Raw genomic sequence first — 18,317 nt, forward strand, 5'->3', positions numbered from 1 at the left:
GACGAGGGGCGCATGCCCCTCATGGACCACCTGCGCGAACTGCGCAACAGGCTGGTCAAGGCACTGCTGGCGATACTCGTCGTCACGATCGTCGCGCTGTTCTACTACAAGGACATCGCGCACTTCCTCGTGAAGCCGGTGTGTGACCTCGACGTGCAGGGCGTCGGCCAGAGCGAGTGCTCCGCGCTGGTCCAGAAGGGCGTGCTGTCGCCCTTCTCGACCATGCTCAAGGTCTCGTTCGTGGTCGGCGTGGTCGCGGCCGCGCCGATCTGGCTGTACCAGCTGTGGGCGTTCCTCGCCCCCGGCCTGCACAAGAACGAGAAGCGCTACTCGCTGTCGTTCGTGGCGCTCGGTGTGCCGCTGTTCGTCGCGGGTGCGTGGTTCTCGTACGCGATCCTGCCGCACGCCCTCGAGGCGCTGCTCGGCTTCACGGTCGCCGGCGCCAACAACCAGATCGACCTCGACGAGTACCTGGACTTCCTGGTCCGCATGGTGCTGGTCTTCGGCCTGGCGTGCGAACTGCCGCTCATCCTGATCCTGATGAACTTTGCGGGCATCATCAGCGCGAAGAACATGATCAGCTGGTGGCGCTGGGTCGTCATGGGCATCTTCATCTTCGGCGCGGTGGCCACCCCCACCACCGACCCGCTGACGATGTGCCTGCTGTCGGTGCCGATCACCTTCCTGTACGGGTTGGCGATACTCGTCGCGCTGATCAACGACAAGCGGCGCGGACGCCACCGCACCGAGCAGCTCGGCGGCGACCTGGACGACGACGAGGCCTCCGACCTCGACCTGACGCCGTCCCGGCTGGACACCACCACGCCGACGCCGCGCAACGGGCACGACGCGTCGGTGCACGCGGACGACATCACCTGACGTCCCGCACGACCCCGCGACCCGCTCGCGCCTACCGGCCTGACGGGCGGGTCTGACCTGCACGGATGACACGCCCTGCACTACTGTGCCGGGCGTGTCCCGTGAGATCACCATCCTCGTCAACCCCGCCGCAGGCCGGGGCCGTGCCGCCCGCGCCGCCGGACCCGTCGCGGCCGGCCTGCGCGCGGCGGGCCTGCCCGTCCGCGAGATCCTCGTCCCCGACCCGGCCGAAGCACTCGCCCGGCTGCGGTCCGAGGTGCGCTCCGGCACCGGCGCCGTGGTCGCCGTCGGCGGCGACGGCACCGTCTCGCTCGCGCTCCAGGCGGTCGCCGGCACCGGCACCCCGCTGGGCATCGTCCCCATAGGCTCCGGCAACGACTTCGCGCGCACCGTCGGCCTCCCGGTCGGCGACCTCGACGCCGCGCTGCCCGTCATCACCGCGGGCCACACCCGCGACCTCGACCTCGGCCGGGTCGGCGAACGCTGGTTCGGCACCGTGATCGCGGCCGGCTTCGACTCGCGGGTCAACGAGCGCGCCAACGCCATGCGCTGGCCGCGCGGGCGCATGCGCTACAACCGGGCGGTCCTCGCCGAGCTCGGCAACCTCAAGCCCGTCCCGTACGAACTCGAGCTCGACGGCCGCACCCTCGAGGTCGAGGCCATGCTCGTCGCGGTCGGCAACGGCAGCTCGTACGGCGGCGGCATGAAGATCTGCCCCGACGCGCGCATGGACGACGGCCGCTTCCAGATCACCGTCGTCGAGGCGTGCGGCCGTATCGAGCTGCTCCGCGTCCTCCCGCGCGCCTACAGCGGCCGGCACGTCGAGCACCCCAAGGTGACCACCTACGAGGCCTCCGTCGTGTCCCTCGCGGCCCCCAAGGTCACCGCGTGGGCCGACGGCGAGCGCATCTCCGCCCTCCCCGTCACCGCGACCACCGAGCGTGGGGCCCTGCGGCTGCTCGCCCCGCCCGTCGCCGAGATTCCCGCGCCCGCCCCCGAGCCGGAGATAAACGTGATCACATCGCCGGACTCCGCCCGGTAATCTGCTCGGTGAGATGCCTCTGGATCCTTGCCGCGGCGCACGCCGCGATTTCCGAGTCCTGAACAGCGCGCGACCGAAGATCGGGTGGTCCGAATGACAGCACCGGACCAGGACCGCGAACCGTCGCCCGCCGAGCGGTTCGCCGCGGCACGCACCCGGCAGATCGAGGAGCGCACCAGCCTGCACGCCTTCCGGGGCGAGTACGAGTTCGGCCTCGACCCGTTCCAGGTCGAGGCCTGCCAGGCCCTCGAGGCCGGGCGCGGCGTCCTCGTCGCCGCACCCACCGGCTCCGGCAAGACCGTCGTCGGCGAGTTCGCCGTGCACCTCGCCCTCGAACAGGGCCGCAAGTGCTTCTACACGACGCCCATCAAGGCGCTGTCGAACCAGAAGTACACCGACCTGGTGAAGCGCTACGGGCCCGAGAAGGTCGGCCTGCTCACCGGCGACAACTCGGTCAACGGCGACGCGCCGATCGTCGTCATGACGACCGAGGTGCTGCGCAACATGCTCTACGCGGGGTCGCACACCCTCGCCGGGCTCGGATACGTGGTCATGGACGAGGTCCACTACCTCTCCGACCGCTTCCGCGGCGCGGTGTGGGAGGAAGTGATCATCCACCTCCCGCAGTCCGTCACCCTGGTGTCACTGTCCGCGACCGTGTCCAACGCCGAGGAGTTCGGCGACTGGCTCGGCACCGTGCGCGGCGACACCGAGGTCGTCGTCTCCGAGCACCGCCCGGTGCCGCTGTGGCAGCACGTCATGGCCGCCAACCGCGTCTACGACCTGTTCACCGACGAACGGCACCAGGAGGTCAACCCCGACCTGGTGCGGCTCGCCCGCGAGACCAACGAGCGCACCGGCCGCCCGTACGACAAGTACCGCAAGGGCCGCGCCGCGGCGATCCGCGACGGGGCGCCCCCGCGGCGCCGGGTGTGGACGCCCTCCCGCGTCGACGTCATCGAGAAGCTCGACGCGCAGGGGCTGCTGCCCGCCATCACGTTCATCTTCAGCCGCGCCGGCTGCGCCGCCGCCGTGCAGCAGTGCCTGCACGCGGGGTTGCGGCTCAACACGAACGCCGAACGCGCACAGGTCAAGTCGATCGTGGAGTCCCGCACCGGGCACATCCCCGACGAAGACCTCCAGGTGCTCGGCTACTTCGAATGGCTCGAAGGCCTCCAGCGCGGCATCGCGGCGCACCACGCGGGCATGCTCCCGACCTTCAAGGAGGTCGTGGAGGAACTGTTCGTGCGCGGGCTCGTGAAGGCCGTGTTCGCCACCGAGACGCTGGCGCTGGGCATCAACATGCCGGCCCGCTCGGTGGTGCTGGAGAAGCTCGTCAAGTGGAACGGCGAGACACACGCCGACCTCACCGCCGGCGAGTACACCCAGCTGACCGGGCGCGCCGGGCGGCGCGGCATCGACGTCGAGGGCCACGCCGTGGTGCTGTGGCACCAGGGCTTCGACCCGAAGTACCTGGCGGGCCTGGCCGGTACGCGCACCTATCCGCTGCGGTCGTCGTTCAAGCCGTCGTACAACATGGCGGTCAACATCGTCGGGCAGGTCGGGCGGCACCGGTCGCGCGAACTGCTGGAGACGTCCTTCGCGCAGTTCCAGGCCGACCGCTCGGTCGTCGGCATCGCCCGGCAGGTGCAGCGCAATGAGGAAGGCCTCGAGGGCTACCGCGAGGCGATGACCTGCCACCTCGGCGACTTCGAGGAGTACGGGGCGCTGCGCCGCGCGCTCAAGGACCGCGAGACGGCGCTCGCGCGGGAGGGCGCCACCCAGCGCCGGGCGGCGGCCTCGGCGTCGCTGGAGAAGCTGCGGCCCGGTGACGTCATCGTGGTGCCCACGGGGAAGTACGCGGGGCTCGCCGTCGTGCTCGACCCCGGACTGGACGAAGGGCACGACGGGCCGCGGCCGTTCGTGCTGACCGCCGACCGGCAGGCGCGCCGGCTGGCGTCCATCGACTTTCCTGTGCCGGTCGAGGCGGTCGAACGCATGCGCATCCCGCGGTCGTTCAACGCCCGCAACCCCCAGTCCCGACGGGACCTGGCCTCGGCGCTCCGGACCAAGGCGGGGCACATCGAGCCCTCCCGGCCCCGACGGGGCCGCTCGGCGGCGGCGGACGACCCCGAGATCACCCGGCTGCGGCAGGAGATCCGGCAGCACCCGTGCCATGGGTGCGACGAGCGCGAGGACCACGCGCGGTGGGCGGAGCGGTACTACCGGCTCCAGCGGGACACCGAGCAGCTCGAGCGGCGGATGAAGGGGCGGACGCACACGATCGCGCGGACCTTCGACCGCGTGTGCGGCATGCTGACGGACCTCGGCTACCTGCGGGGGGACACCGTCACCGACGACGGGCGGCGGCTGGCACGGATCTACGCCGAGTTGGATCTGTTGACGGCGGAGTGTCTGCGGGAACGGCTGTGGGACGAACTGACCCCGGCGGAACTCGCGGCCTGTGCGTCGGCTCTGGTGTTCGAGGCCCGGATGCCCGACGACGCGTTGGCGCCTCGTCTGCCCGGTGGGGCGGCGAAGGCGGCGTTGGCGGACATGGTTCGGCTGTGGGGGCACCTGGACGCTCTGGAGGAGCGGCACGGGCTGGACTTCCTGCGGGAGCCGGACCTGGGGTTCGCTTGGACGGCGTACAACTGGGCTTCGGGGCAGCGGCTCGACGTCGTGCTGGGGGAGTCGGAGCTGCCGGCGGGGGACTTCGTGCGATGGATGAAGCAACTGGTCGACGTGTTGGGCCAGATCGCGGACGCGGCGCCGGAGGACGGGAAGGTGCGGGCCACGGCTCGGCGGGCGGTTGAGGCTGTTCGGCGTGGGGTTGTGGCGTACTCGTCGGTGAACTAGGGGCGACGAGGGCTGCGCCGACGGCTTGGCCTGCCTCGTTGTGGCTTTTTTGCTGCACCGTTCCTGACCTGGCTGGTGGCGGTGTCCTGGCGCCCCTCCCGATTTTGGATTGTCCGCGCGGCCGAACGGCTGTCAAGCCGCGGTGAACCGGTCCTCAACAGGCGGCCTGTCGCGGGGTGGTGGGGGCGGCTTGACAGCCGCCCGTCCGCGCAGACAACCCGGCAGCTGTCGGGAGGGGCGCGGGGTGTGAAGGCGCGCGTGTCCGGGTTCGCGCTGCCGGGCTGCGGTCCCAGCGTGGTGGGGCGGGCGGTACCGGTCGGGGGCGGGCCGTGCCGGCGGGTCGGTCGAGGGGCTGCGGCCACCGAGGCTTACTGAAAACCTTTTTCGTGTGACGGATCGGGCAATGTGTTGCCACATCCGCCTCTTGACGGAAAGCCAAATAGGGATTCGGCGCCTTAATATACCGATTTGGTGCGATATAAGACTCGAGAAGGCCGGTCGCCGGCCGTCAAAGGTGGTCGCCCGCCCCACCACGCTGGGACCGCAACCCCGCGACGCAACGCACTCGATGCGCCTCCACACCGCCTCCCCCTCCCGATAGTTGCCGCGGTTTTAAGCGCGGCCGGGCGCCTGTCAAGGCGCCCCCACCACCCCGGGACAGGCCACCTGTCGAAGACCGGTCCACCGCGCCTTGACAGGCGACCGGCCGCGCGGACAATCACCAATCGGGAGGGGGAGGTGGCCTCCGCCGGCAGACAGGTCCGGGACGGTGCATGGCAGGAGGTCTCCACGCTGCAACGGAACAGCCCCACCCCGGACCCCCGGTCACTGTGCCGTCACGTATGCGAATCACCGAATCGGCCCTGGTAGGCCCCTTTGGCGTCACACTTGCGTCACCGGGTGAACTGGCCGTTTCGGCGGGCTACTTGCGGCAGATGGTGAGCTTCGTTCCGCCCGGGCGGGTGTATTCCTTGCAGGTCGGGGCCGGGGTCGGGCGGTTCGGTGGGGCTGGGCGGGTGGGGAGGGTGATGGTCACCTGTTCGCACCGGGGGAGGCTGGTGTGGGGGATCTGGGTGCCCTTGCATTCGAAGCGTGAACGGCCCGTGTCGATCAGGATCCTCGTCGGTTCGACGATGACCGTCGGGTGCGTCTTGGGGGTGGGCTTCGGCGGGTCGGGCTTCGGGGTGGGGGGCGGGGATTCCGGGCGCGGGGGTGTCGGGGTGGGCTGGGGTGGCGGGGGAGTGGGCTTGGCGGGTTCGGCCTTCGGGGGCGTCGGCTTGGGGGGTGGCGGCGTCGGGGTGGGGGGCGGCGGTGGGATGACCGGCGGGGGTGCCGGCGGGGCCGGGGGCGACGGGGCCGGGCTGGGCGGTGCGGCGGGCGCCGGGGCGGCGGCCGGCTTGGTGTGGTCGTCCTGGCCTGCCACGAACGCCCAGGCGGCCGCGGCGATGGCGATGGTGGCGCCTGCGATCAGCGAGGCCTTGAGGACTGTCGAGCCGCCTTCTCCGGCGGCGCCCGCGGCGGAGCCGCCGCTGGTGCCGGCGGCGCTGCCCGCGCCTGCCGCTCCGGCTCCGGCCGCGTTGGCGCCTGCCGCTCCCGCGCCTGCCGCGCCTGTCCCGGCGGCGACCGCCACGCCTACGGCTGCCGCTGCGGCGGTCGCCGCGGCGAGGTAGGCCAGCGCCGCGGCGCCCAGGACGCCCTCGGCGACGACGCGCATGGTCGTGCTGACACTGGCCAGTTCGACGCACGCGGCCCGGCACCGGTCGCAGACGTCGAGGTGCGCCTTCACGTTGTCCTCGGCGCGGTCGCCGAGCCTGTGCCGCACGTAGGCGCCGTAGTTCTTGGCGAACGGCCGGCACTCGCTGGGCAGTCCGCTCTCCACGTACACCTTGAGGTAGGCGTCGCGGAGTCCGTCTCGGGCCCGTTCCTTGAGTTTGGACAGGGCGTTCGGGCTCACGCCGAGGAGCGGTGCCACGCGGTCGCGGGGCTCGCGTTCCACCTCGGTGTACCAGAGCACGGCCTGCCAGCGCTCCGGGAGTTCGTGGAACGCCTTGGCGGCGAGCTGCCGGTCGGTGGCTGCGACGGCCGGGTCCTCCGGGACCTCGTTCGCGGACTCGTAGGCCGCCACGTCGTCGGTGAGCAGGACCCGGCGCTCGTTGCGGGCCCAGTCGCCGGCTACCCGTCTCACCGTGGTGAGCAGGTAGGGGCGGCACGCCTCGCGCGGCCCGTGGCCGGCGCGGAGGGCGTGCAGCGTGCGGGTGAACGTCTCTCCGACCAGGTCCTCGGCGTTCTCCTTGGTGCGCGTGCACAGGCGCGCCAGGCGCCGGACGGCGGCCACGTGGCGCTGGTAGAGGAGTTCGTAGGCGGCGTCGTCGCCGTCGCGGACGCGTTCGGCGAGGTAGCCGTCGGAGGGGCCGTCGTCGTGGCGCTCGGGCGGGGCCTGGTGTTCGTCGCCGGTTCCGCCCGAACCGCCGTGTCCCTGGGGGGTGTCGGCCATGCCGGGGTGGTCGGCGCCGACGGCGTCGTGCTGCGCCCGGACGGGGGCCGGGACGGCACCGGTCGCTGCGGCGTCGGCCGCCCCGGTACCGGCCTCGCCGGCTCCGGTCGGCTCGTCCCGCCGCGGGGTCGGGAACGGTCCTCGGCGGTGCAGGGCGGTGCGCTGGCCCGGAACGACCGCGTGGCGCGGTCCGTCCTCGTGGCGCCCTTGGCCCGGGATCCAGCTGCTGTCGTCGTCGGGTGACTGGGGCGGTGCGCCGTCGGGCTCGGTCGGTGGATCCGGCGGCTGCCGGTCGGGACCGGAGGCCGACGGGTCGTCCTCGCGTGACACCCATGACCCCCTTGCGCGGCACTGCCCGGCTCTTTCGGCTCTTTCGTCAGCATCGTGGCGATGTCCGCGCCGTCTGTCCAGAACGCCCGGGGGCGTACGCCATAGGGGTTGTGCGCTCCGGCGTGAGTTGTGCAAAGGGGGCGTGAGGGGATCTCCTGCGCGCCCCCGGGGTGCGGGTCGTGGTGTGCGTGACCGTGCGTCATGCGGTGGACGGTGCGGTGTCCTGTGGGCCCGCCGCGGTGGGCGGGGCGGGCCGCGAGGAGGGCGTGCGTCGTGCGGGTCGGTGCGGTCGTGCGGGTGGTGCCGGTCGTGCCGGTGGTGCGGTGGTACACGGTCAACTCCCCTGGGGCGTACCGGGCTCGACGGCGAGCCGGACGTGCGGGCGCGGGACGGTGGGGACGTGGCCGGGCGCGCCCTGCAGCCCCGCCAACGGGTCGACGGGGGCGCGGCAGAGCCGGTCGAGGCGGTCGGGGAGGGTCGGCTCGTCGCCGTCGACCAGGGCCATCAGGCGTCCGGCCGGCACCGCGTGCACGTCCTCGCCGAGGGCGCGCTCCATGTGCCGTGCGGTCAGCAGGAGGTGCCGCAGGTGCGCCCAGAAGCGGGTCTCGGGCACCTCCAGCTGGACGACGATCAGCCGGGTGTGCTCCCCGGTGTAGGCACGCTCCTGGAGGCGGCGCTGGAGCAGTGCGGCGGACGGGAGTTCGGTGAGGGGGTCGGTGCCCGGCGGCAGCGTTCCCGGCGCGGTGGCTCGCGCGCGGGCGCTCACGTAGGCCTGCACGACGGCGGCGGGCGCGGCGTACGCCAGCGCGCACAGGAAGAGCGCGTCCAGTTCGGCGAGCGCCACGTCGAGGGGGATCTCGGCGGCCGCGCGGTCGCGGCCGAGCGCCATGCAGGCCGACCGGACGTGTCCGGTGGTCAGGAACGACTCGATGCACAGCTCCACGGCGGCGCTGTGCCATTCGACGCGGGCGGGCCAGCCGGCCCGGCGCGTCACACGGTGCCACTCGCCCCGAAGCCAGTCGGGGTCGGCGGTCGATGCGATGTCACACTCGGTACCCATGCCAGGGGAGACCGGGGTGTCCCCGAGAAGTGACGCGACTTGTGAGTAATATTTGGTGTGACCTGGATCACATGGGGATTGCGCGCCCGGCGCGCTTCCGGGTGACCCTTTCGAGTGATCGCTTTGCCTTGCCTTGACGTGATTGAGGGGCCCGGCGCGGAGTGTGCGCCGGACCCCTCAGGAGTGTGTGTCCTCAGGCCTCGGCGAGTACTCCGAGCAGCCGCTCGACCGAGCCGCCGAGCCCCCAGCGGGCCGTCAGCGCGTCGAGCGCGGCCGGGTCGCGGGGCGCGCGGGGGAGCGCGGTGACCAGATCCGCCGGAACCGGAACGTCCCGGACCACCGCGACGACCCCCGGTGCCACGTCGAGGTAGTCGGCGGCGGCCTGGAGGTTGCGCCGCCGCGCGGGAGTCAGGGAGGAGGCCGGGTCGTCCGCCGCGCGCCGCACCCCGGCCAGGTCCCCGAACTCGGCGATCAGCTGCGCCGCGGTCTTCTCGCCGATGCCCTTGACCCCGGGCAGGCCGTCGCTGGCGTCGCCGCGCAGGGTCGCGAAGTCCGCGTACGCCGACGCGGGCACGCCGTAGCGGGCGAGCACCGCCGCCTCGTCGATGACGTCCGCGTTGCCGACGCCCTTGACCGGGTACAGCACCTGCACGCCGCGCGCGTCGTCGACCAGCTGGAACAGGTCGCGGTCGCCGGTCACGATCCGCACCGGCGTGTCCGCGGCGGTCGCGAGCGTGCCGATCACGTCGTCCGCCTCGAAGCCCGGCGAGCCCACCCGCGCGATGCCGAACGCCGCCAGTACGTCTTCGATGATCGGGACCTGCGGCGACAGCGTGTCCGGCACCTCCTCTTCGTCCGGCACCTCGTCCTCGGTGAACTCGGCGACGCGGTGCGCCTTGTACGAGGGGATCGCGTCGACCCGGAACTGCGGCCGCCAGTCGTCGTCCCAGCACGCCACCAGCGCGGTGGGACGGTGGTCGGACACCAGCCGCGAGATGAAGTCCAGCAGCCCGCGCACCGCGTTCACCGGCGTGCCGTCGGGCGCCTTCACCGACTCGGGCACGCCGAAGTAGGCGCGGAAGTACAGGGAAGCGGTATCGAGGAGCATCAGTTGTCCAGGCACGCGACCTATCGTGCCGTACGGGTCCGCCAACGCCCCGGGACCGCCCCGCTCACACCCCGAACATGTCCCGGCACGCGTCGAGCCCGTGCACCTCGACCGGGACCGTGCGGTGCGCCTCCCACGCCGCGCGGTCGATCCGCACGCGCTGCTGCAGGCGCGCCCGGTCGCCGGACGCGACGACGTCCACGCCGTCCTCGGCGTAGCCCAGCTTGCGGGACACTCCCAGCGACTTCGGGTTGTCGGTGAACGCCGCCGACACCGCCCACTCGGCGCCCAGGCCCTCGAACGCCAGGTGCAGCACCGCCGCGCGCATCTCCGCGCCCAGGCCGCGGCCCTGGAGCCGGGTCTCCAGCCACGAGCCGGACGACACCTGGCGGGTCACCGCGAAGTCCCTGCCGACCAGGTCCTGCTGGCCGACCGGCACGCCGTCGTGGAACACCACCAGCGCGAGCGTCCACTTGGCCGCGCTCCACTCCGCCCACGTGCGCCAGTGGAACTGGAGCGAGCCGCGCGACCTGGCCGGTTCCGGCTGCGTCGACCACGGCACGTTGAAGGGAAGGTAGTCCGGTTCGTGCATGCCGCGCGCGACCGCCTCGAACAGGCCGTCGAAGTCCTCCAGGCGGGGCAGCCGCAGCTCGAGGCGCGGCGTCGTCACGCGCAGACCGAACAGCGGCCAGGCATCGGAGATCATGCCCGATTGTCGCCCGGCCCCCTGGGGGCCGGCCAACGCGTTTTCAGACCGCGAACTCGTCCAGCACTTCCTGGAGCGTGTCACGCACCCCGAGGATGTCGATCAGTCCGGTCATCCGCAGCGTCGCCCGCACGTGCCGGTCCGGCGCGGCGAGCCGCAGGCCTCCGCCGCACGCGTGCATCGCCTTGAACGCGTCGATCAGCACGCCGAGCCCCACCGAGTCGCAGAACGTCAGACCGGTCGCGTCGACCACCACGCGGCGGCAGCCTCCGTCGATCAGGTCGATCAGGGTCCGGTGCAGCAACGGCGCGTTGTGCAGGTCCAGTTCGCCATGCAGATGGACGACGGCGCACCCGCGCCAGATGGTCACCCCGGTGACGGGATGTTCCTGACCGAGCATGCCGAGCCGCGCGACCATGGCCTCGACCTTTCCGTGGTCGGGACGGGAGTGGAACCTCACGGCGCCGTGTGCATTCTGCTGCATCCGGAGCGTCGGTGACAGCCCCACGACCACGCGTCTTGCACCCGCCCGTGCGGATCGCGGGCGGCTTGCCGCATAGCAGCCGGTTTCGGGTGTTCGCCGTGCCTCGGACCGCCCGGATTCCACCCGGAATCCACCCTCGCGCCCCGGGCCGTTCGGCGTCCCGTCGACCGGCCTTCTACAGGAACGTCTTGCCCTCGCCGCGGTACGTCGGCACCGTGCCGACGACCCGGTCGCCCTCGACCAGGTGCAGCGCGTCGAACCGCTCGCACAGCTCGCCCGCCTTCGCGTGCCGGAACCACACCCGGTCGCCGATCAGCAGGTCGTCCGCCGCCGCGCCGCGCAGCGGCGTCTGTACTTCGCCCGGGCCCTCCTGCGGGTCGTACGCCAGCCCGGCCGGCAGGTAGGGAGTCGGCAGCCGGTCCCGCCCCGCGGCGCCCGACGCCGGGTAGCCGCCGCCCAGCACCGACACCCAGCCCATCCCCGGCCGCCGCACCACCGGCAGCGCGAACAGCGCCGCGGGCCGCCCCGAGAACGACGTGTAGTCGTCGAACAGCCTCGGCTGGTACAGCCCGGAGCCCGCCGCGACCTCGGTCACGGACGGCTCGGCGACCGTGCGTTCGACGCTGCCGGTGCCGCCGCCGTTCACGAACTCCAGCTCGGCGACCTGCCGCACCGCGCGCACGATCTCGGCCCGCCGCGCGGCGAGTTCGGCGCCCGCGCGGGCCTGCATGAAGCGGATGGCGCGGCCGTACAGCGCCCGCCCGGCCGGGGCGTCGCCCACGCCGGCGATCTGCGCCTCGTACGCCATGAGCCCGACGAGGTGGAACTGCGGGCGCTTGACGACCTGTTCGGCCACGTCGGCGACCTGGTCGGGAGTGTGCAGCGGCGACCGGTGCGCGCCGACCCGCACGCGCCCGCCGAACGGCTGCCACGAGCAGTCGATGTCCACGCACACGCGGATCCGCTCGGTGCCGTCGCCGCGGTGGCGGTCGATGAAGTCCAGCTGCGCGACGTCGTCGACCATGACGGTCACGCGCGCCGCCGCCACCGGGTCGGCGGCCAGCGCCGCGTACGCCGCGCGGTCGGTCGACGGGTAGGCCACCAGCACGTCCTCGCAGCCCTCGGCGGCCAGCCACAAGGCCTCGGGCAGCGTGAACGCCATCACGCCCGCGAAGCCGTCCGTCGCCAGCGCCTCGCGCAGCAGCGGCAGGCAGCGCACCGACTTGCTGGCGATCCGCACCGGTTTGCCGGCGGCCCGCCGCACCAGGTCGGCGGCGTTCGCGCGGAACGCCTCGACGTCGACGATCGCGAACGGCGCGTCCAAGTGCGCGGTCGCGCGGTCGTAGCGCGCACGGTCGTCGGACGGTCGGTGCGTGCTGCGGGGGGCGGTGATGCTGGCCATGCGCGCAGCCTGCCAGATCCGGTTACCAAGCGGTAGGTCGGACGGGCGGTGATCCACGACGGCGGATGTCCGCACACAGGGGCGGCCCGGCGGCGTTTCCGTGGACAGCGGGGTCCGCGCGGGCCCGGCGCATGGCATCGTTCACATGATCGACACCGGCCCGGGAGGCAAGCCGATGCACGTCCCCGCCCTCGACCTCATCGACCGTGTCCTCGACCCGGGCAGTTTCACGCGCTGGGACGACGACCCGCTGCCCGAGCCGCGCGCCGTCGACCCCGGCTACGCCGCCGAACTGCGGGCCGCGCGCGAGCGCACCGGCCTGGACGAGGCGCTGGTCACCGGCGAGGGCCGGATCCACGGCCGGAGGGTCGCGGTCGTCGCGTGCGAGTTCGGGTTCCTTGCCGGCTCGATCGGCGTCGCGGCGGCCGAGCGGCTCGTGCGGGCGATCGAGCGTGCGAGTGCCGAGCGCCTGCCGCTGGTCGCCTCCCCGACCTCCGGCGGCACGCGCATGCAGGAGGGCACCGTGGCCTTCCTGCAGATGGTCAAGATCTCCGCGGCGGTGGCCGCGCACAAGGCCGCTGGGCTCCCGTACCTCGTCTACCTGCGGCACCCCACGACCGGCGGCGTGTTCGCCTCGTGGGGCTCACTCGGCCACGTCACGGCGGCCCAGCCCGGCGCGCTGATCGGCTTCCTCGGCCCGCGCGTCTTCGAGGCCCTGAACGGCGAACCGTTCCCGGCGGGCGTGCAGGTCGCGGAGAACCTGTACGAGCACGGGCTGATCGACGCCGTGGTCCCGCCGGAACGGCTGCGGGACGTGGCGGTGAAGGTGCTGGACGTGCTGGGGGACGGCCTGAACGGGGAGCCGCAGCCTGACGGGCCTGCCGCGCCGACTGCCGAGTCGGGGTGGGCGAGCGCGAGTGCCGCGGCGGGAGGTTCGCCCGCGACTGCGGCATCGGGGGGCAGGGCCTCAGGCTCGCCGGCGGTCTTGGATCGCGGGGTGCCTGGTGGTGCGGGTGGTGCGGGCGGCGAGGACGGAGGGTCAGCGGTCGGTGGGACTGCCGCACACGTCGACGCGGCCGCCTCGTCCGCGTGGGACAGCGTTCGACGGTCCCGCGATCCGCGCAGGCCCGGGCTGCGTGCGCTGTTGCGCTACGGGGCGCGGGACGTCACACCGCTGCGCGGCACCGGGGAGGGGGAGAGCGAGCCGTCCCTGCGCCTGGCGCTCGCGCGTGTCGGTTCTCCCGGCGGCGCGGGCGCGCCCTGTGTCGTGCTCGGACACGACCGTACGCGGCAGAGCGAGTACGGCCCCTTCGGCCCCGCCGGGCTCCGGCAGGCCCGACGCGGGATGCGGCTGGCCGCCGAACTCGGGCTGCCGCTGGTGACGGTGGTCGACACCGCCGGTGCGGCGCTCTCGGCCGACGCCGAACAGGGCGGCCTGGCCGGGGAGATCGCCCGGTGCCTGGCCGAACTCGTCATGCTGCCCGCGCCCACGGTGTGCCTGCTGCTCGGCGAGGGGGCCGGCGGCGGGGCGCTCGCCCTCCTGCCCGCCGACCGGGTGTTGTGCGCCGAACACGGCTGGCTGTCACCGCTGCCGCCCGAGGGCGCGTCCGCGATCCTGTTCCGCACGACCACGCGCGCCGCCGAGATCGCCGAACGCCAGGGCATCCGCTCGGCGGACCTCACGGCCAACGGCGTCGTCGACCGGATCATCCCCGAACTCCCCGACGCCGCAGCGGAACCCGAGCCGTTCATCCACCGCGTCGCGGACGCCCTCGCCGACGAACTGACCGCCCTGCGAGGCCTCGACGCCACCACGCGGATCGCGGGGCGCCTGGCCCGCTACCGCACGCTCGGCCTGCCCCAGGCCTGACCCGTCTCACTCTTAAGGGTGACTTGCTGCCGATCTTGGGACGGCAACTGTCGTGGTGCCTAGCCTGATTCACGTTCGGGAACACGGGCCCCACAGGCCCCGCCCGCGCCGAGGTGGCGGCCGACGACACTTGATCGCGACTGTCGTTCGCCCCTGCCGGACGCGTCCCCGAACGGGATGCCGCACGCGGCCCAGTGGTCAAGCCCGTGCGGCATCCCGAGCGGAATCCCCACGCGGCCCGAGGCGGAATGTCAGGCGCCCTGCAGTTTCCGCGTCCTCTTCGGCTTGCGGTCCGCGGCGCTGGCGAGCTGGCTGATGCGCTGGTGGGACAGGTCGAGGATGTCGCCGGCGTCGCGTTGGCTCATGCCGGTGTGCAGCAGGGCGGCGACCGCGTCGGTGAGCGCCTCCCCCTCGTCGCGTGCCGCCTGGCGGGCCGCTTCGCGGGCGGTGCGCAGCTGCTTGAGCTCGGCGCTGGTGCCCTCGATGACGAGGTCGACGTTCACTGTGTCGACGGGGACGTCCAGGACGGCCGCGATGGCGTCGGCGGCCATCCTACGGGCTTCGCGCACGGTGCGGCCCTGGGTGTGGATGCCGCCGGCGACGTCGTCGATGCTGACGGCCCACCAGTCGCCTGAGCGTTCCGCGCGAGCGGTGTAGGTCGTCGGTACGGTCATGCGTTCCTCGCCTTCTTCAGGATCGACGCTGCCGTGAGCTCGTTGATCTCGCGGTGCCGCGGCACCGCGAGGAGTGAGCCCCGCAGTTCGTAGATGTCGTGGCCGCCTCCTGGGCGGACGAACACCGCGCCCATCGCCCTGAGCTGCCGCACCAGGTCGGTTCTCTTCACGTGCCGAAGGCTAGGTCGCTAGACATATGCCCTCTAGCGATACTAGACAACCTCGCCCGAACGGGTGAGGTGCCTCAGGTGTGCGGGCTCAGTCCGTGTGTTGCGAGCCGTTAGGGTCGAGGCGTGGACTTCACCGGCAAGAGCATCCCCGACCCCGGCTTCTCAGGCGACGACGGCACCGCCGACCCCGCGCTCGCCGCGGCGCTGGCGGCCGACGCGTCGCCGGCCGACGTGCTGAAGCCCCTCGCGGGCGCGCGTCTGCTGGTGCCGGTCGTGGCGATCCTCGGCGAGCTGGAGGAGACCGCCCCCGGTGAGCTCAAGCGCGAGAAGTCCAGTGACATGGCGGTGCCGACGATCGTCGGGGCGTCCGGGCGCCGCGCGCTGCCGGCGTTCACGTCGACCGAGGCGCTCGCGCGCTGGCGGCCGGACGCGCGCCCGGTTCCGGTGGACGCGCGGCGGGCTGCGCTCGCGACGTACTCGGAGAACGCCGACACGCTGCTGCTGGACGTGGCCGGCCCGCACCCGTACGAGGTCACGGGCCCCGCGCTGCGCGCCCTCGCCGAAGGGCGCGACCTGGTCGTGCCGCACCTCGACCCGCAGGTCGCGGACGCGGTGCGCGGCGCCGTCGCCGCCGAGCCGGTGATCGACGCGGCCTACCTGGCCGAGGCCGAGGCCGCCGACGTGCGCCTGACGCTCGTCTCCGGTGCCCCGCCGCAGGACGTCACGGCCGCCGCGCAGCGGATCGCCGGGCGCCTCGCCGAGGCCGACGTCCTGCGCGGACGCCTGACGCGCGGCCTGGACCTGGCCCTGCTGCCGCCGGGCGCCCCCGCGCCGGGCGAGCCGCTGTACACGCGAGGCGGCTGAGGGGTCGGTAGGCGGCCCGCGTCCGCCAGGCGGGCGAGCCGGTCAGCCGTCGCTCGCGTCGACCGTGCCGACGGACGGCTCGCTCATCTTCCGCCCCAGCGCGTCGAACGCGAACCACAGCTCCTCGTGCCAGACCCCGTGCTCGGCCAGCTCCGGCGGCACGTGCAGGGTCCCGTACTGCGTCTGGCGGTCGGGGACCACGGTCACGGTGAAGGTCTCCACCGCGTCCGGGCCGCCCGGCGCCGGGGTGAGGACGCGGAACTCCCACGTCTCCACCCGCGCCGCCTGCATGGCGGGCTTGACGAGCCGCAGCGTGTAGCGGGGGTGCGGGTGGCGGCTCCGGGTACGGGCGCGCACTGCCACCGGATGGCGCACGAGTTCGATCCGGATGCGGTCGATCGTCCGCCACGGCGCCTCGGGCCGGTGCCGGCCGAGGCTGTCGGCGGCCAGGTCCCGGCGCAGGTCGGCGTACTGGGGCGCGATCGCCGCGAGTCCGTCGAAGGCATGCGCGATGTCGCTGTAGTCGCACCACCGCACGGTGTCCTCCCAGGCGGCGATGCGCTCGCGCACCCACGGCTTGAGCACCGCGTCGAGCGCGGCATCGAGCCGCACCGAGCGCTCCAGCCAGTCGACGGTGAGCAGCGCCCCGTCATACGCCTTGCGGAAGTCCTCCAGCAGCCCCATCGCGTCCCCCTTACGCCCGTGTGCCGCCGACGGTACGCGAGCGGCCCGCCCCCGGTTCGGAGACGGGCCGCGGCGATGTCGGTGTCAGGCGTAGACCGGCCCCGTGAACTTCTCGCCCGGGCCCTTGCCCGGCTCGTCCGGGTAGAGGGACGCCTCGCGGAAGGCGAGCTGCAGCGTCTTGAGCCCGTCGCGCAGCGGCGCGGCGTGCTGCGAGCCCAGCTCGGGGGCGCCCGCCGTGACCAGGCCGGCCAGCGCGGTGATGAGCTTGCGCGCCTCGTCGAGGTCCTTGTGGGCCTCGCCGTCCTCGGCGAGGCCGAGCTTGATCGCGGAGGCGCTCATGAGGTGCACGGCGAGCGTGGTGATGACCTCCATCGCCGACACGTCGGCGAGGTCGCGGGTCATCGTGTCCACGGTGTCCACGGTGTCCACGGCGTCGAGGTCGGCGTCGACGCCGGCGGGCTGAGGGGTTGCGCTGTCGGTCATGGGACCAGTCTCCGCCATGCCGGGCCCCGGCCGACGCGCGGCCCCGGACCCGCTACACTCGCCGCAGCGCCACCACCGCCCGGTGTCCGGTTCATCCTGCCGGGTGGTATTGTGGTGCGTCGACCGGTCGGGCACCCCGTGTGTCCGACGCGCAAGCGGAGGCTCCGTTCTCCCACCCGATCGACCTCACGGCCGACGGGTTCCGGTCCGGTAGCAGCGGTTCACCTCGCGGTGGGCCGGAGTGGCTTCTTCCTCCGGGAAGAGGCGCGTGTTCACCGGTGTTATGGAGCCTCGCATGCGTCCCATGCGGGGCTTTTTCGCGTGTCGGGCCTGGTGCCCGGCGGCGAGGAGATCCGCTCCGGTCGACGGCGAGGAGTACGTGGCCGCGGGACGGAACCGCCGACCACTTCAGGAATCGAGGAGGCCCCATCAGCGCCGAGCCCCGCATCAACGACCGGATTCGCGTCCCCGAGGTGCGACTCGTCGGTCCCAGCGGCGAGCAGGTCGGCATCGTGCCGCTTGCCAAGGCCCTGGAGCTCGCTCAGGAGTACGACCTCGACCTGGTCGAGGTCGCGGCCAACGCCCGGCCGCCCGTGTGCAAGCTCATGGACTACGGCAAGTTCAAGTACGAGTCCGCCATGAAGGCCCGTGAAGCGCGCAAGAACCAGGCGCACACGGTCATCAAGGAGATGAAGCTCCGGCCGAAGATCGACCCGCACGACTACGAGACCAAGAAGGGTCACGTCGAGCGGTTCCTGAAGCAGGGCGACAAGGTCAAGATCACGATCATGTTCCGTGGTCGCGAGCAGTCCCGCCCCGAGCTGGGGTACCGACTGCTGACGCGTCTGTCGGAGGACGTCAAGGAGCTCGGCTTCGTCGAGTCGAGCCCCAAGCAGGACGGCCGCAACATGATCATGGTCCTCGGTCCGCACAAGAAGAAGACCGAGGCCATGGCCGAGGCCCGCGAGGCCGCCGCCGCCCGCAAGGAGGCCCGTCGGGGCGAGGAGCACTCCGCGCCCGAGGGTGAGGCCGAGGTCGAGACCGCCGAGGTCGCGCCCGAGGCCGAAGCCCAGGTCGAGGCCGCTGCGACGGAGGCTCCCGCGGAGGACGTCGCCGCCCCCGCGACCGCGGCGGACGAGGCCTGAGCCTCGCACCGTCCCGCGACCAGTAGTTCCACACACATCTGTGCCTGCCTGACGCGCGCCGTC

General features: G+C 72.9%; 16 protein-coding genes. 6 read left to right on the forward strand and 10 right to left on the reverse strand.

The window, feature by feature from the left end; translation table 11 throughout:
- Window positions 1-12: 12 nt before the first annotated feature.
- The 3 genes from tatC (at window position 13) to QI554_RS10910 (ending at window position 4,780) form a co-directional block, all read left to right on the forward strand.
- Window positions 13-879 (forward strand): twin-arginine translocase subunit TatC, encoded by an 867-nt coding sequence (gene tatC, locus QI554_RS10900; RefSeq protein WP_281468575.1) that lies wholly within the window; start codon window positions 13-15, stop codon window positions 877-879.
- Window positions 880-973: 94 nt separating this feature from the next.
- Window positions 974-1,921, forward strand: a complete 948-nt coding sequence (locus QI554_RS10905; RefSeq protein WP_281468577.1) for a diacylglycerol kinase — start codon at window positions 974-976, stop codon at window positions 1,919-1,921.
- Window positions 1,922-2,014: 93 nt separating this feature from the next.
- Window positions 2,015-4,780 (forward strand): DEAD/DEAH box helicase, encoded by a 2,766-nt coding sequence (locus tag QI554_RS10910; protein WP_281468579.1) that lies wholly within the window; start codon window positions 2,015-2,017, stop codon window positions 4,778-4,780.
- A 922-nt stretch (window positions 4,781-5,702) separates the two neighbouring features.
- On the opposite strand, the gene QI554_RS10915 is transcribed toward QI554_RS10910, so the two are convergent.
- From QI554_RS10915 to QI554_RS10940, 6 genes are all read right to left on the reverse strand, one after another.
- Window positions 5,703-7,604, reverse strand: a complete 1,902-nt coding sequence (locus QI554_RS10915) for a sigma-70 family RNA polymerase sigma factor (RefSeq protein ID WP_281468581.1) — start codon at window positions 7,602-7,604, stop codon at window positions 5,703-5,705.
- Window positions 7,605-7,938: 334 nt separating this feature from the next.
- Entirely contained in the window at window positions 7,939-8,664 is a 726-nt protein-coding gene (locus QI554_RS10920; protein WP_281468583.1) for a hypothetical protein, read from the reverse strand.
- Between the two features lie 193 nt (window positions 8,665-8,857).
- A complete protein-coding gene (locus tag QI554_RS10925; RefSeq protein ID WP_281468736.1) occupies window positions 8,858-9,772 on the reverse strand; it encodes a 5'-3' exonuclease in 915 nt (304 codons plus the stop codon).
- A gap of 64 nt (window positions 9,773-9,836) precedes the next feature.
- Entirely contained in the window at window positions 9,837-10,478 is a 642-nt protein-coding gene (locus QI554_RS10930; protein WP_281468585.1) for a GNAT family N-acetyltransferase, read from the reverse strand.
- 43 nt (window positions 10,479-10,521) lie between these two features.
- Window positions 10,522-10,962: an STAS domain-containing protein gene (locus tag QI554_RS10935; protein WP_281468587.1), complete on the reverse strand. Its 441-nt coding sequence runs from the start codon at window positions 10,960-10,962 to the stop codon at window positions 10,522-10,524.
- A 175-nt stretch (window positions 10,963-11,137) separates the two neighbouring features.
- Complete coding sequence (locus QI554_RS10940; RefSeq protein ID WP_281468589.1) at window positions 11,138-12,364, reverse strand: amino acid deaminase/aldolase; 1,227 nt, start codon at window positions 12,362-12,364, stop codon at window positions 11,138-11,140.
- A 145-nt stretch (window positions 12,365-12,509) separates the two neighbouring features.
- On the opposite strand from QI554_RS10940, the gene QI554_RS10945 reads away from it, so the two are divergent.
- Window positions 12,510-14,234: a carboxyl transferase domain-containing protein gene (locus QI554_RS10945; RefSeq protein ID WP_281468591.1), complete on the forward strand. Its 1,725-nt coding sequence runs from the start codon at window positions 12,510-12,512 to the stop codon at window positions 14,232-14,234.
- Window positions 14,235-14,485: 251 nt separating this feature from the next.
- Here QI554_RS10945 and QI554_RS10950 read toward each other — a convergent pair whose 3' ends face one another.
- Window positions 14,486-14,908: a type II toxin-antitoxin system HicB family antitoxin gene (locus QI554_RS10950; protein WP_281468593.1), complete on the reverse strand. Its 423-nt coding sequence runs from the start codon at window positions 14,906-14,908 to the stop codon at window positions 14,486-14,488.
- Window positions 14,905-15,078, reverse strand: coding sequence for a type II toxin-antitoxin system HicA family toxin (locus QI554_RS10955; RefSeq protein ID WP_281468596.1), 174 nt, complete (start codon window positions 15,076-15,078; stop codon window positions 14,905-14,907). Before QI554_RS10955 ends, QI554_RS10950 begins: the two co-directional genes overlap by 4 nt.
- Before the next feature lie 123 nt (window positions 15,079-15,201).
- On the opposite strand from QI554_RS10955, the gene QI554_RS10960 reads away from it, so the two are divergent.
- Window positions 15,202-15,942, forward strand: coding sequence for an SseB family protein (locus QI554_RS10960; RefSeq protein WP_281468598.1), 741 nt, complete (start codon window positions 15,202-15,204; stop codon window positions 15,940-15,942).
- Between the two features lie 42 nt (window positions 15,943-15,984).
- Here QI554_RS10960 and QI554_RS10965 read toward each other — a convergent pair whose 3' ends face one another.
- Together QI554_RS10965 and QI554_RS10970 are read right to left on the reverse strand one after the other, a co-directional pair.
- Window positions 15,985-16,626 (reverse strand): hypothetical protein, encoded by a 642-nt coding sequence (locus QI554_RS10965; RefSeq protein ID WP_281468600.1) that lies wholly within the window; start codon window positions 16,624-16,626, stop codon window positions 15,985-15,987.
- 84 nt (window positions 16,627-16,710) lie between these two features.
- The gene (locus QI554_RS10970; protein ID WP_425527951.1) at window positions 16,711-17,109 is read right to left on the reverse strand and encodes a DUF1844 domain-containing protein; all 399 of its coding nucleotides are present in this window, start codon (window positions 17,107-17,109) and stop codon (window positions 16,711-16,713) included.
- Window positions 17,110-17,537: 428 nt separating this feature from the next.
- Between QI554_RS10970 and infC the strand changes: the two genes are divergently transcribed.
- Window positions 17,538-18,254 (forward strand): translation initiation factor IF-3, encoded by a 717-nt coding sequence (infC, locus tag QI554_RS10975; protein ID WP_281468739.1) that lies wholly within the window; start codon window positions 17,538-17,540, stop codon window positions 18,252-18,254.
- Window positions 18,255-18,317: the final 63 nt, after the last annotated feature.

Source organism: Yinghuangia seranimata, assembly GCF_029953285.1.
In the GTDB taxonomy this organism is placed as follows: domain Bacteria; phylum Actinomycetota; class Actinomycetes; order Streptomycetales; family Streptomycetaceae; genus Yinghuangia; species Yinghuangia seranimata.

Bases quoted from the DNA above. Each gene is read 5' to 3' on its own strand.
- tatC (WP_281468575.1), top strand. From the start codon at position 13: ATGCCCCTCATGGACCACCTGCGCGAACTGCGCAACAGGCTGGTCAAG.
- QI554_RS10910 (WP_281468579.1), top strand. From the start codon at position 2,015: ATGACAGCACCGGACCAGGACCGCGAACCGTCGCCCGCCGAGCGGTTC.
- QI554_RS10920 (WP_281468583.1), bottom strand. From the start codon at position 8,664: ATGGGTACCGAGTGTGACATCGCATCGACCGCCGACCCCGACTGGCTT.
- QI554_RS10925 (WP_281468736.1), bottom strand. From the start codon at position 9,772: ATGCTCCTCGATACCGCTTCCCTGTACTTCCGCGCCTACTTCGGCGTG.
- QI554_RS10930 (WP_281468585.1), bottom strand. From the start codon at position 10,478: ATGATCTCCGATGCCTGGCCGCTGTTCGGTCTGCGCGTGACGACGCCG.
- QI554_RS10935 (WP_281468587.1), bottom strand. From the start codon at position 10,962: ATGCAGCAGAATGCACACGGCGCCGTGAGGTTCCACTCCCGTCCCGAC.
- QI554_RS10940 (WP_281468589.1), bottom strand. From the start codon at position 12,364: ATGGCCAGCATCACCGCCCCCCGCAGCACGCACCGACCGTCCGACGAC.
- QI554_RS10945 (WP_281468591.1), top strand. From the start codon at position 12,510: ATGATCGACACCGGCCCGGGAGGCAAGCCGATGCACGTCCCCGCCCTC.
- QI554_RS10950 (WP_281468593.1), bottom strand. From the start codon at position 14,908: ATGACCGTACCGACGACCTACACCGCTCGCGCGGAACGCTCAGGCGAC.
- QI554_RS10965 (WP_281468600.1), bottom strand. From the start codon at position 16,626: ATGGGGCTGCTGGAGGACTTCCGCAAGGCGTATGACGGGGCGCTGCTC.
- QI554_RS10970 (WP_425527951.1), bottom strand. From the start codon at position 17,109: ATGACCGACAGCGCAACCCCTCAGCCCGCCGGCGTCGACGCCGACCTC.